This window comes from Mesotoga prima MesG1.Ag.4.2 (assembly GCF_000147715.2).
In the GTDB taxonomy this organism is placed as follows: domain Bacteria; phylum Thermotogota; class Thermotogae; order Petrotogales; family Kosmotogaceae; genus Mesotoga; species Mesotoga prima.
In genome coordinates, this window is record NC_017934.1 from 204,934 (window position 1) to 218,746 (window position 13,813).

At 47.3% G+C, this 13,813-nt stretch carries 10 protein-coding genes and 2 rRNA genes; 3 read left to right on the forward strand and 9 right to left on the reverse strand.

The annotated features are described in order from the left end of the window. Positions 1-4: 4 nt before the first annotated feature. The 5 genes from THEBA_RS01030 to THEBA_RS01050 form a co-directional block, all read right to left on the reverse strand. Positions 5-877 (reverse strand): ABC transporter ATP-binding protein, encoded by an 873-nt coding sequence (locus THEBA_RS01030; protein ID WP_014730088.1) that lies wholly within the window; start codon positions 875-877, stop codon positions 5-7. After that, a complete protein-coding gene (locus THEBA_RS01035) occupies positions 859-1,233 on the reverse strand; it encodes a GntR family transcriptional regulator (RefSeq protein WP_014730089.1) in 375 nt (124 codons plus the stop codon). Before THEBA_RS01035 ends, THEBA_RS01030 begins: the two co-directional genes overlap by 19 nt. 134 nt (positions 1,234-1,367) lie before the next feature. Further along, positions 1,368-2,981 (reverse strand): DUF3887 domain-containing protein, encoded by a 1,614-nt coding sequence (locus THEBA_RS01040; RefSeq protein WP_014730090.1) that lies wholly within the window; start codon positions 2,979-2,981, stop codon positions 1,368-1,370. Positions 2,982-3,831: 850 nt separating this feature from the next. After that, positions 3,832-4,602, reverse strand: coding sequence for an ABC transporter permease subunit (locus THEBA_RS01045; RefSeq protein ID WP_014730091.1), 771 nt, complete (start codon positions 4,600-4,602; stop codon positions 3,832-3,834). After that, positions 4,592-5,446, reverse strand: coding sequence for an ABC transporter ATP-binding protein (locus THEBA_RS01050; protein ID WP_014730092.1), 855 nt, complete (start codon positions 5,444-5,446; stop codon positions 4,592-4,594). The genes THEBA_RS01045 and THEBA_RS01050 overlap by 11 nt, the downstream gene beginning before the upstream one ends. An 82-nt stretch (positions 5,447-5,528) precedes the next feature. On the opposite strand from THEBA_RS01050, the gene THEBA_RS01055 reads away from it, so the two are divergent. From THEBA_RS01055 to THEBA_RS01065, 3 genes are all read left to right on the forward strand, one after another. Beyond that, positions 5,529-5,756 (forward strand): hypothetical protein, encoded by a 228-nt coding sequence (locus tag THEBA_RS01055; RefSeq protein WP_041928051.1) that lies wholly within the window; start codon positions 5,529-5,531, stop codon positions 5,754-5,756. A 157-nt stretch (positions 5,757-5,913) separates the two neighbouring features. After that, positions 5,914-7,485: an IS1634 family transposase gene (locus THEBA_RS01060; protein ID WP_014730093.1), complete on the forward strand. Its 1,572-nt coding sequence runs from the start codon at positions 5,914-5,916 to the stop codon at positions 7,483-7,485. Between the two features lie 12 nt (positions 7,486-7,497). Then, positions 7,498-8,502: a linear amide C-N hydrolase gene (locus THEBA_RS01065; RefSeq protein ID WP_158309294.1), complete on the forward strand. Its 1,005-nt coding sequence runs from the start codon at positions 7,498-7,500 to the stop codon at positions 8,500-8,502. A 1,097-nt stretch (positions 8,503-9,599) separates the two neighbouring features. On the opposite strand, the gene THEBA_RS01075 is transcribed toward THEBA_RS01065, so the two are convergent. From THEBA_RS01075 to THEBA_RS01090, 4 genes are all read right to left on the reverse strand, one after another. After that, positions 9,600-9,977, reverse strand: coding sequence for a nucleotidyltransferase domain-containing protein (locus tag THEBA_RS01075; RefSeq protein ID WP_014730095.1), 378 nt, complete (start codon positions 9,975-9,977; stop codon positions 9,600-9,602). Beyond that, positions 9,916-10,323, reverse strand: a complete 408-nt coding sequence (locus THEBA_RS01080) for a HEPN domain-containing protein (protein ID WP_014730096.1) — start codon at positions 10,321-10,323, stop codon at positions 9,916-9,918. Before THEBA_RS01080 ends, THEBA_RS01075 begins: the two co-directional genes overlap by 62 nt. Before the next feature lie 355 nt (positions 10,324-10,678). After that, positions 10,679-10,795: ribosomal RNA gene (gene rrf / locus THEBA_RS01085) — 5S ribosomal RNA — on the reverse strand. A gap of 33 nt (positions 10,796-10,828) precedes the next feature. Beyond that, a 23S ribosomal RNA gene (locus THEBA_RS01090) occupies positions 10,829-13,757 on the reverse strand. Positions 13,758-13,813: the final 56 nt, after the last annotated feature.

Below are 13,813 nucleotides of genomic sequence, written 5' to 3' on the forward strand. Positions count from 1 at the left end.
GTCCTCACAGGGCATTGCCATTTTCGCTCCTTACGAGGATCTGAAAAAACTCTTCCAGATCAGGGATTGAAATGGCAGCTTCATCGTTCTTGTAGTATTCTTCGGTTGCTTCCGAGTATTCAACTATCATAGATAGCCTGTTTATCTCTTTTGCCACAGCGAGACATCTTTCGGAACTCGGTTTTGTTTTGTCCTTCAGCGGCATTTTAATTATTCTGTACTTCTCTTTGATCCCATCAAGATTACCAGTGTACTTTATCTTTCCACTAACCATGATCGAGAACTCATCGGCTATCTTTTCGACCTCTGGAATGACATGGGATGTGTAGATAACTGTCTTTCCGAGGATCACTTTCTCCCTTATCAGTTCAAGCGTATCGTCTCTCATTATTGGATCGAGGCCCCATGTCGGCTCGTCGAGGATGTATAGATCCGCATCTGTCGATAGAGCAACAGCGAGATAAAGAGCCGTCCTCATACCATTTGAAAACGTTCTGATCTTCTTCCTGTAGGGCAGCTTGTAGTTCTCAATCAGTTCTCGAGCCTGTTTTTCGTTGAATCTCGGAGAGATTCTGCTGCTCAGTCTAAGTGTTGATTCTATATCGAGGTTCTCGTAAAGATTCTTCTCCTCCGGAACGAACGAGATTCGCTCTCTGACTTCCTCTATTGGTCTGCCAAAAACCTCAACTGAGCCGGAATACTTTACCAGGCCGAGTATAGATTTCAAAACGGTGGTCTTTCCCGCTCCGTTTGGACCTAGCAGGGCATATATTCGCTGGTTTTCAACATCTACATCTATTCCGCGGACAGCCTTCACATTTCCACTGTAAGTTTTTTGGAGATTTCTGATTCTTAGAGTCAATTGATCTCTTTCCATATCTTCTCAATCACCTCCAGGAGCCTCTCCAGAGAGATTCCCGATTTCTTCATGCGTAGTAGGGGCTCCCTTAGTTCAGCAGAGAGATTTTCAAAGACAGAGTCTCTGACCTGATCTCTGTTACTGACTACTATATACCCCAATCCCTGTCTCGCCATGATTATGCCTTCCATTTCTAGTTCCCTGTAGGCCCTGGCGACAGTGTTGGGATTCACCCTTATTTGGGAGGCCATTTCACGGATTGAGGGAAGAGTATCCCCTTCCTTAAGTCTCTCCTTAAGGATCTCTTCCCTCACCCCCCTCTTGATTTGATCATATATTGGTAACGGGGACCTTATGTCGATGTCAAACCACACATTATCACCTTCTGTATTGCCTCAGCCATGTTAGTGACGCTTCTCGGTGAACGGAGAACCTTTCAACGGCAAACCTCTTTCTCTTGCTCTTACGAACCCCCTACCTGCTGTTACCGACCACGTTTTCTGAAAAGTCACTCCAACTCCTTAATCCATTCGACAATCAGGTCAATCAATTCAGCGGAGACATAACCTGGCCTGTTATATTCTTCAACGCTCTTTATCTTTCCGTTTGTTTCCATGAAGAGATGATTCAAGCCTTCAAGCAATTCGAGTGTGACATTGGGCCTGTCTCCAAGTTCCTCGACAAAGATGTCGAAGTAGTGTTTGGGGCTCTGAAAATCCAGTTCGGCATTTGCAATCAATACAGGTAGCTCAGTTTTCTCCAGTACAGGCATACAGAAATATCTGTCGAGGCTGTAGTAGTATGCTGCTGTAAGCCCTGGGGATAGCTCCGTTTCTTCAGGGATTTCTCCATTCAGTAACTGAGTGAAGAACTCGATTGTCTGAGCTTTCTGTTCTTCCGTCATTTGATCGCCGGCTAGATCGAGATTCTGATCCAAACTTATTTGAGCGAGTTTGACTGGAGAACCGGCAAGAACTACGACACCATCGACTCCAGCCTCTTCAGCAATCCATGGAGCGACCATTCCACCCATAGAATGTCCGACGAGGTAAATCCCGCTGAACTGGGGAATTGACTTCATCTGTTCGATGACGACCAGAGCGTCGTCCACGTATTCCGCTTCGGCAGTGGTTCCGATTTCATCCATTTTATCCGGGTAGACCAGGTACTTCTTCGGATATCTAAGCGTCGCAATTCCCTTCGATGCAAGTCCCACTGCGATGTCTCTGTAAGGCTTGTTCGGGCCCAAAGTTCCATCGATGTCGAGTGTTCCCGATCCCTGCAATATGATCACCAACGGGTATGATTCCAGACCATTAGGGACCATAAGTTTTGCAGGAAGATAGTATGGTTCCTTGCCTACGGTGATATCTTGTTCCGTGTAGGCTGAAGGGTCGGCATAATCGGGTAACTCCCTTTCAGAATATGCTGATTGACGGAAATAGAACCCCGCCACCTTTTCGTCCTTATCGAGAGTGACTGTAATGTCAAAGATTCCATTTGCAAACCTGCATGCCAGAACAAAGGAGATCATTCCGTCACTCTTTGATGATTCCAGATTCAGGACTTCTTCGAACTCACCGGCCATGCTGACAATATTCGCATATGCCCCTTTTAAAGCCTCAGGGCTTAGACTTGCCTTAACCTGCTCGGTCTGAAGCTCGAAGATCTCTTCGAATTTTCCAGAGAAGAATCCATTTATATAGGTGTCGACTACTTCATTTCCGGTTTCAATCATTACTGTCTCCGTTTCGGGCTCCACGTAAGAAGATGGCCTAATGAAGAATCCTGCCACCTTTTCTTCGGCGTCCAGAGTAATTATCACATCGAATATTCCCGCCTTGAATTCGCAGGCAAATAAGTATGACACAAGATCGCCTTGAGGTACTTCGTTTATGTCTAGGACCCGGAGGAAGTCACCAACCTGCATCCGCAATTGCCCTCTGAGATTTCTCATGGCGGAAAGCGGTTGCGCCTTCTTCATCTCGGCATTCTGCAACTCATAAGCTTCGGGATATTTCCCGTTGAAGAAACTGTTGAAGTACTGTTCCGCTACATCAATCGAAGCGAAAGATAGAACCGATGCAATTAAAACCGTACTAACTAGAATCCTTCTAAACATTTTTCTTCCTCCTTAACAATTAGCTACAGTACGTTCTCTTTTAATGGTCAAGATCGATGTTTACCGCCAGTTCGGTGTTGACCGGCTCCCTTCACAGACAAAGAAGAGCAGATAGATGCTTTAAAGAGCCGTCCTTCGTTGATCATGTACACGCCCTTGGACTAGATCGAAAACCAGATCCCGGATCAAGTTCGGGATGACAGTGTTAGGTAATTACGATATCGTCATATCCCGTCAAGCAAAAAAAACCGTCCTTAGTCCAAAAGCATGGACCCGTCCTTCGAAAGAGCCGCTGTGCGCTTAAGAGCAAAAACCCGCTGACCGCTTTAAAGAAACCTCCCTTCGAGATCATGGACCCGTCCTTCGATTGGATCGGAGAGCAGATCCCGAAACAAGTTCGGGATGACGTCCTCACTAGCGCTGATAATTCTGAGCGGTTCAGGCTGCTTTTGTTCGCCAAACCCTAGACCCTAGACCCAATACCCGCTGTCATCTGAACTTGTTTCAACTTCTAAACGCCTTTCGCAAAAACGTCATATCGCGTCATGCTGAACTTGTTTCAGCATCTTGAGCTTCCTCATCGAGATCCCGGATCAAGTCCGGGATGACAGTGTTAGGTGATTGTGAATATGTCACATCGCGTCATTCTGAACTTGTTTCAGAATCTTGAGCTTCCTCTTTCTCAGATCTTGGCTTTAGAGAACTACGGATCATTGACCTTCAACTCCGTGACTTCACAGCGCCTGGCAAACAGCAATAGTTAGTTTCACTCGCGAAGAGTTCATCTCCTGTGTTTGTGTAGCTGGTTTGCTATTCTCCGTTCTTCATTCTGCCAGGAACGGTATGTTTCTCATACTTCTTTCTTTTCAAAGACCTTGTAATCAATTACGGTTAGCAGTACTGTCGCTGCCAGCAATGAGACTAGATAGATCCAGTCGATAGTTCCCTTCTGAGCCACACTCGATCCCAGTATAAAAGGATAGGGATTCAGCCAGGAGAGTGCGTCAATCATGCCGAGTATTGGCAATCCTAGGACTATCAATATTCCGGCGACAACTGGTTTAACCTGATCTCTACTCATTATAGAAATCATCGTAAATAATGAGTAGAAGAATGAGGCTCCCACCAGCTGCTGGAGCAGCACCTTCAGTGTATCGCCAAACGCCGTGCTGTAACCGGCGAGATTCATCGCTATTGGACCGAGCAAGGACAGGACAGTGGTTATTATCAGTAAGGCTCCGAGCCCCGCCAGATACTTCGTCCTGAAAACTTCGTTCCTATTCTTTCTAGAAAGCAGGAAGTAGATCGTCTTCTTGTCGAATTCCTTAGCAAATATGGGGAAGGCGATTAGCAGAACGACGAAGGGAAGGAACTGCCCGTAGTTCTTTCCGTGCCACTGACTCAACAGATAGTAGTTGTCGTCATTAAGTCTCGTGAGACCGGAAACGTCACCCATAAGGCTCTTAAGAAAATCAGGCATCTCTTCGAGTTGAGCGGTCATTTCTTCCATCATCTGTGCTGCATAAGGTCTTAGAGCAACAGTTATTACCAATGAGACCAGCAAAACGATGAACATGATTATTACTCTCAATTTCATTTCATGAATTTCTTTATAGAACATGCTTATTCCCCCTTACTATAGTCCCGAAGAAGGATTCAAGATTAACCTCTTCTCTTTTTGATCCCTCTATCTCCTTCAGTCTCGCAATCTCTTTAGGGTTATCGGTGAGAACTTTCAATACATTTGCCTCCTTAACAACGGCAGTGAAGTCATTCTTATCGATTGCCGTTCTCAAAGGAAGAGAGTAAAGAGCAAACCTTCCGTCCAATCCCTTCATTTCTCCTGTGTAGAGAATTACGCCTTTGTACATGATCGAAAAGACATCGGCTATCTTCTCCACCTCCGGAATAATGTGTGAGGTGTAGAGAACTGTCTTCCCCCTTTCTGATAACGCGCTTATCATCTCCAGCACTTCGTCTCTCCTCAAAGGATCGAGGCCCCAGGTTGGTTCGTCGAAGATGAAGATATCGGCATCCTGAGCCATTGCGATTGCCAGATAAGTAGATGTCTTCATGCCGTGAGAGAAAGCAGATATCTTCTTATTGATCGGTAGATCAAAGTCCTTCATCTGTTTAGCGGCCTTTTCTGCGGAGAAATTGCCCATGAGCATTGAACACATCTTAATTGCCTTTTCCGGAGTCAGGCTGTCATAGAAGCTTTTGTCTTCTGGGACGAATGATATTCTCTCCCGGGCGACATCGATTTTCTCTCCAAGGATCGTTATCTCTCCTGAATAATGAACAAGGCCAAGAATTGATTTTAGAGTTGTGGTCTTTCCGGCACCGTTAGGTCCCAAGAGAGCGTTGACTTTTCCGGGTACAAGGGAGAGATTTATCCCTTTTACAGCCTCGAAATTTCCGTAGGTCTTTCTGAGGTTCTTAACTTTGATCGCTTCGTCTAACATAGAATTCACTCCTCACTGACTATCTTAACTGTACTATATCAACTAGCACAGTTGGTTGTCAATGGGGGTGCGCTGAATTTTTTTGTTTTTTCCAATCATTCTTCAATATAGAAGTCAGAAAGTGCCCCTAATGTACATATTGCTGTCTTTAGAGAAGCGAGAGATAAGGCCATCAAAACACAGAAAGGGAATGTTTGCAACGAAGAGACTTCCAATGTGCGCTCTTTTCTTCGTCTTGCTGACTGTCGCTTCGATCGGGTGCACCGGGTTCAGAGTGATTTCGAAAGATGGTGCTATTGCTCAACTTTGACAGCAAAAGAGAATAAATGGTGGGAATAAGTTCTGAAAGGTGCATAAGTTCGTGGTAGATATTTGAATCGTTTTTGAAATGCGGTGCCATGTGGGTTTGCTTGTCACTTTGTTATTACTTGACTTGTCGTTAGTTTTAGTGATATAATATAGGTGCCATGTTTCTTAGACTGAAGCACTTCAAAAACAAGGACGGTTCCACCAGGAGTTACCTGCAGCTCGTAGAGAATATACGAGTGGGGAATAAGACTAGACAGAAAGTTCTGGTTAATCTGGGGAGGGTAGATGATCTTCAGAACAGCGGCCAGATAGATAGGCTTATTGAAAGTCTGAGGAACTTCTCGACGAAAGAGTGGATTAGGAAAGAAGCCCTTAATGTGAATCAAACCTATCTGTGGGGACCTGTTGTTATCTTCGAGCAGTTATGGAAGGAACTTGGTATTGAAAGAGTATTGAGGAGACTGCTGGGAGATACGGATGCCGTTAGCGATTACGTTGAGGCTATATTCGCTATGGTACTTAACAGACTTGTCGAACCGAGATCGAAGAGAGGAGTAGACAAGTGGGTAGCCAAGGTTTACAGACCTGAGTTCGAGCAGCTGAGTCTTCAGCATTACTACCGTGGACTGGATTATCTCGAGAAGTTCAAGGAAGAGGTGGAGGAAGAGCTATTCAGTAATGTGAAGACTCTCTTCAACTTGAATCTCGATCTAGTCTTCTGGGATACAACGAGCACGTACTTCCAGGGAGAAGGACCTGAACTTTCAATGTATGGTCGTTCCAAGGATCACAGGTCTGATTGCAAGCAAGTGATGATAGGTGTACTAATGACGAAGGATGGTTTCCCCGTTGCTCACCAAGTCTTCCCCGGAAACACAGCTGACATAGATACCTTCAAGATAGCTCTTGAGGATATACGAAGAAGATTCAACATAGACAGGGTTATAGTGGTAGCCGATAGAGGAATGATAAGCAATGGACTCATTGAGGAGATAGATAAGGCCGGGCTTTCATACATATTCGGAGTGAAGATGAGAAGAAGCAAGAGAGTTGAAGCGGTATTGAATCAGCCCGGTGATTACGAAGAAGTGGAAGAGAATCTGAAGGTAAAGGAAGTTCTGCATGAGGGGGAGAGATACGTAATCTGTTTCAATCCATTTCAAGCAGAAAGAGACAGAATAAAGAGAGAAGAGATAGTGAAGAACCTTACGAAGAAACTTAAACAGGGGCCAAAGAGTCTTGTAGGAAACAGAGGATACAGAAGATATCTGAGTATGCAGAAAACAGATGTGAAGATAGACCAGGAAAAGATGGCCTCGGAAATCAAATACGATGGCAAATACGTTCTAAGAACGAACGCAAAACTAACCAATAGAGAGGTTGCTCAATCATACAAGTTACTGTGGAAAGTAGAGAGGGCCTTCAGGGAACTGAAGAGCGGACTCGATCTTCGCCCCATATACCATTACACAGACACGAGGGTGAAGGGACACATAATGATCTGTTTCCTTGCACTTGTAATGGAGACTGCCTTATGCAGAAAGCTGAAAGAGATTGGAAGTACTTTCTCTTACGCAGAAATACTCGAAGACTTGACAGAGATAAGAGCAGTTGAGATAACGGTAGAAAACAAACACTTTCTTGCAAGGACTGAAACTATGGGCAATGCTTACGACGCTTTCAAAGCACTCAAAATAAGACCGCCGGATCTACTCAAAGAGATTGCATAATAGACCACTGTGGTGGTACGTCTGTTTTTCTTTTCATTTTTCCCTTGTTTAGCTGTTTTCAGATTTCTTGCTGTCAAAGTTGAGATTGTTGCTGCAAGGACTCTCGAGTTCGAATTCGATCTTGGAAGCAAGATTGTCGTTGCACCCAGAGACACTTTTATGACTGCACTTACGACGGGTTGGGAGGGCCTGAGCTGGAACGTGAAGTACGGTTACGTTGGGGCCAACTCCCTTGGTATGGATCTGGTTGCAGATGGAATAAACCAAGTCGGTCTCGCGTGCGGAGGATTCTACTTTACGGGCTGTGCCGGGCATCAGCCGCTCGAAAAAGACCTCTACAAGTCAACCATATCTCATTATGATGTGATAGGCTGGATCCTTGAAAACTTCGCAACGGTGGAAGAAGTAAAATCGGCGCTAGATGATATCCGGGTGTACGGGCTTACCATTATGATAACGGAGTCTACTATGATGCCCCTTCACTATATTGTCTATGATGCGCATGGCGGATGCATTGTAATAGAATACGTTGATGGTGAGCTGAACATTCATGAAAATCCGCTTGGAGTAATTACAAACAATCCCACATTCGACTGGCATCTTCAGAATCTCTCAAACTACGTAAACCTGACTCCCGCAAACATCAAGAGTTCAAAGTTAGGTGATTTTGAAATTAGGGCAACGGGAAATGGAACTGGATTGCTTGGGCTTCCTGGGGACAACACATCTCCAAGCCGATTTGTGAGGGCCGCCTTCTATTCTCACGGAGAAGTGAAACCGGCTAATGCTGAATCGGCCGTCACACTAGCATGGCATATCCTCAACGCTCAGGATATTCCTGAAGGCCTCGTAGTCAATGAAGAGCTCGGAATAGTAATTTCAAGAGACATAGCTTACTGGTCGGCAGTAACGGATTTGACCAACAGAGTCTACTATTACAGAACTTACGAGGACTTGAACATAAGAAAAGTAGAGCTTGATAGAATTGATTTCTCAAGCGGGAACAAAAAATTTTAGAATATGAGCCACGAACAGAATTACATAGATGTGACTGACGCAATCAAGTGAAAAAGCAGTCGTGAAGATGTCGAAGGGCTCCAAGGTTATGTGAGAACAAATACGTGGGAAAGAGTCCGTTCGACCAGAAAACGCTGTATGCTGTTGAAGACAACGTTTCTGTCGACGATCTTCCGTCTCCCGCGAAAGACATCATCCTTCGATAAGGTCAAAAACGAGATCCCGGGTCAAGCCCGGGATGACAGTGTTAGGTGATTACGAGAACGCCACACACCGTCATTCTTAGAAAACCCGTCCTTGGTCCATCGTCCAAGAGCATGGACCCGTCCTTCGAAAGAGCCGCTGTGCGCTTAAGAACAAAAACACGCTGGTCGCCGTAAAGAACCGTCCCTCGTCCTTCAAGATCGTGGACCCGTCCTTCGATTGGATCGGAGAGCAGATCCCGAAACAAGTTCGGGATGACAGTGTTAGGTGATTACGAATATGTCACATCGTGTCTGAACATGTTTCAGCATTCCGGCGAGCTTTCCGAAAACGTCAAATTGCGTCATTCTGAACTTGATTCAGAATCACGATGCTCTTTTCAGCGTTCAGCGTGTCTTAGCAAGCGGGAAGCGGCTCTTCTCGGCGAACGGGGAACCACTCAACGGCTAACCAGTTTCTCTTGCTCTTACGAACCCCCTACCCGCTATCCCCGACCACGGTTTCTCGTAAGCCCAGATCCCGGATCAAGTCCAGGATGACAGTGTTAGGTGATTACGAGAACGCCACACACCACCATTCTTAGAAAACCCGTCCCTCAAGAACAGCATGAACCCGTTCTTCGAGAAGACCTGTTCTTCGTTCCGACGCTACGCGTCCAGGTTCTTGGTTCTTCGGGACCAGATCCCGGATCAAGTCCGGGATGACCCTGAACAGAGGCATTTCAGGGCAGGCTCCGTGGAATGACAACGAATGCTCATTCCGAAAGCGTCTAAATCCGTCATGAACTTGTTTCAGCATCCCGGCGGGTTCTCCGAAGACGCATTTGTCGACAAACAGGGATTTCTAACTTCTACCGATAACATCGGTGAGATTGATCGAAGCAAAGATCCTTTCTACAGGTTCAATGAATCATCTTTCATGAAGATCCATTTGACTTCTTCTCTCAATCTTTTAATGAAGTAAGACAGTTCTTTGTTTAGTTCATTCCACTCGTCCAGAGTGTAGATCAGAAGATCGACCGGAACCGGTAACATTGCTAAATCCCATTCTGTTCCTCGCTTCCCAAAAGGAGCTTTGGAGTCTTTGACTATGACAATCAAATCAAGGTCGCTTCCCACTCCATTGTCGCCCCGAGCGTAGGAACCGAAGTAACCGATGCGGAGAATGTTGGAATCTCGCTTCAAGGTTTCTGACCACTTATCAAGTGAATCAATTACAGCCTTTTTGCTTGGCCATTTCATTATTGACGAATTCAACGATCTCACCGGCATATGCAATAGCCTCCTTACTTTGCTTGCTTCCGAAATACTCAAAAGGAGAGCCTTCGGGATGACCATTTGGATATCTCGCAGGAATGTATGAATTGTCAAGAATTCTTGCCTTATCCAATAACTCAGCGGGCAAGTCAGTTCCCTCAGGGAGTTCTTGAATCAGTTTGCTAACCATGTGTCCCCACGCTTCCTGTCCCAAAGAAAGATGGAGAGCCTTTACGGCTTTTTCAGCAGCCTGCTGTGCCGCAAAGCATGCCCATTCGTGTTTGCCATTAACAGCAGACTCTCGAGCGTGTTCAAGATCTCTTTTTGCTTGACGTAACCAATCCTGGGATCTATCAGGCATGCGTATCCCTCCCAATCGTGATTATAGCACTTATTAGAGAGAGGCTAGTAACCTTCGGTGGGCAGTTACACTGCATGCGGCCTGCGACAGCAGACTGGATCTTTTTCCCTCCTGCGAAGCAGCATCACTTCCCCGGACGTTTCTTCGGGCATCACTGCCTCGCGCATGCGAGCCTCACTTCCGGCGATGCTTTTCGCCGCATCACTTCTGTTCTTGCTCTCTTCTCCGAGGACGGCGGACCGTCAACGGTGGACCAGTTTCTCTTGCTCTTGCGAACCCCCGACCTGCTACCACCGACCACGGTTCTGTACCAAAACAAAAAGGAGAGTCAAAAAGACTCTCCTCTTGTATAACATCTGGGCGATACCTACTCTCGCATGCAGTTGCCCACATACTACCATCGGCCCGAGACGGCTTAACTGCCGGGTTCGGTATGGAGCCGGGTGTTTCCCGCCCCGGTATCTTCACCCAGAATATCTGCTCACTCAAGAGTACATAGGGAATTAAGGTAAAGGAATCGGATTATTAGTACTGGTCGACTGAACACTTCACAGTGCTTACATCTCCAGCCTATCTACGTCCTCTTCTCGAACGATCCTGAGAGACCTAGTCTTGAAGCGTGCTTCCCGCTTAGATGCTGTCAGCGGTTATCACTCATGAACGTAGCTACTCAGCTACTGCCGCTTGCACGACAACTGATTCACTAGAGGTTCACTAACCCCGGTCCTCTCGTACTAGGGGCTACCCTTCTCAAGTCTCCTACGCTCGCAACAGATAGGGACCGAACTGTCTCACGACGTTCTGAACCCAGCTCACGTACCGCTTTAATAGGCGAACAGCCTAACCCTTGGGACCTGCTCCAGCCCCAGGATGCGATGAGCCGACATCGAGGTGCCAAACACTGCCGTCGATATGAACTCTCGGGCAGTATAAGCCTGTTATCCCCAGGGTAGCTTTTATCCGTTGATCAACGGCCTTTCCACTCAGGGCCGCAGGGTCACTAGGGCCAGGTTTCCCTCCTGTTCGACCTGTCAGTCTCACAGTCAAGCTGGCTTTTGCCCTTACACTCTATGGTTGATTTCCAACCAACCTGAGCCAACCTTAGCGCGCCTCCGTTACTCTTTTGGAGGCGACCGCCCCAGTCAAACTGCCCACTTAGCAATGTCCTTGTTGTGCTCTCCACACTCTCAAGTTAGTACTCCGTTGTATAGAGGGTAGTATCCCACCGTTGGCTCCCCCGATCCTGGCGAACCGGGTTCTACGCCTCCTACCTATCCTGTACACCATACAACAAAGCACAATACCAAGCTACAGTAAAGCTCCATGGGGTCTTTCCGTCTAGTTGCGAGTCCTGGGCATCTTCACCCAGACTGAAATTTCACCGGGTCTCCTGTTGAGACAGTGCAGCGATCGTTACGCCATTCGTGCAGGTCGGAACTTACCCGACAAGGAATTTCGCTACCTTAGGACCGTTATAGTTACGGCCGCCGTTTACTGGGGCTTCGGTTCAAAGCTTCGCTTACGCTAACCTTTCCCCTTAACCTTCCAGCACTGGGCAGGCGTCAGACCCTATACGTCTTCTTCTCGAATTCGCAGAGCCCTGTGTTTTTGGTAAACAGTCGCCGCTGCCTTGTCACTGCGACTCCAGTCAGCTCTTAACCAACCAGAGTACCCCTTCTCCCTAAGTTACGGGGCTAATTTGCCTAGTTCCTTAACAGGAGTTATCCCGCTCCCCTTAGCCTTCTCAGCTTGCCTACCTGTGTCGGTTTTCAGAACGATTGGCTTAGCACTCAAACGCTTTGCGATGCTTTTCTAGACAGTGTGAACTCAACGTTGTTGCTCCCGAAGGAACTCCCATTCGTCCCTCACCCTCCCGCGGTGGATTTCCCTGCCGCGATCTCCGGACTCGAAACTTGGACGCACTATGCAACTAGTACGCAACGCCTATCCTCCTGTGTCACACCCCAAAACTCATGCTACGCCAGTACCGGAATATTAACCGGTTTCCCATCGGTTACCCCTTTCGGGTTCCCCTTAGGGTCTCGACTAACCCTGGGCGGACGAACCTTCCCCAGGTACCCTTAGGCTTTCGGGGGGAGAGATTCTCACTCTCCTTTCGTTTACTCATGCCTGCATTCTCTCTTGTGTCTCGTCCAACAGCCCTCACGGGTCTGCCTTCTCCCTACAACACAATGCTCCTCTACCAACAGTTTCCTGTTCCACAGCTTCGGAGGATAGCTTTAGCCCCCTTACATCTTCGGCGCGGTGAGTCTCGACTAGTGAGCTGTTACGCACTCTTTTAATGATGGCTGCTTCTAAGCCAACATCCTAGCTGTCTTTGACTCTCCACTTCCTTTAACACTTAGCTATCTCTCTGGGCCCTTAGCTGGTGGTCTGGGCTGTTTCCCTCTCGACTACGGACCTTATCGCTCGCAGTCTGTCTCCTGCACTTTGAGTAGAGGTATTCGGAGTTTGACTGGGGTTGGAGGTCGCCCCCCTAGCCCAATCAGTGCTCTACCCCCTCCACTAACCATGCAAGGCCGTGCTTAAACACGTTTCGAGGAGTACCAGATATCACCGAGTTCGGTTAGCTTTTCACTCCTATCCACAGGTCATCCAATAGCTTTTTACTGCTAACTGGTTCGGTCCTCCAGTGGGTGTTACCCCACCTTCAACCTGCCCATGGATAGCTCACCCGGTTTCGGGTCTATCGCAACTGACTTCCGCCCTGTTAAGACTCGGTTTCCCTTCGGCTTCTCCTATCTCGGATTAACCTCGCCAGTTACGGTAACTCGCAGGCTCATTAATCAAAAGGCACGCGGTCGCACTTTCGTGCTCCCACTTATCGTAGACTCACGGTTTCAGGTACTCTTTCACTCCCCTCCCGGGGTGCTTTTCACCTTTCCCTCACGGTACTTCTTCGCTATCGGTCAGCAGGTAGTATTTAGCCTTAGAGAGTGGTCTCCCCTAGATTCACGCGGGATTCCTCGTGCCCCGCGCTACTCGGGATATATACAAGGATAGCCTCTAACTTTCGCCTACAGGACTTTCACCTTCTCCGGTCTATCTTCCCAGATAGTTCGACTAGCCTTTGGCTTCTCCCGGCCCTGTACGGTCAGACCCGTATATATCCCTCTACCCCTATATAGCAACGCCCGTACGCTTACACTATATAGGTTTAGGCTCTTCCCGTTTCGCTCGCCGCTACTCAGGGAATCTCTTCGATTTCTTTTCCTCTCGCTACTAAGATGTTTCAGTTCGCAAGGTTCGCTTCCTTTTCAGGATACCAAGTATCTCTACCTGGTGGGTTTCCCCATTCGGGCATCCGCGCTTCTATGGTCGCTTGCACCTACACGCGGCTTTTCGCAGCTGGCCACGCCCTTCTTCGCCTCCCGCTACCTAGGCATCCTCCGTGAGCCCTTTATACCTTTACCTTCCTTCTTCCTTTGACTCGCTTCTACTTCTTACTCCCTATGTACTTTTCAATGAC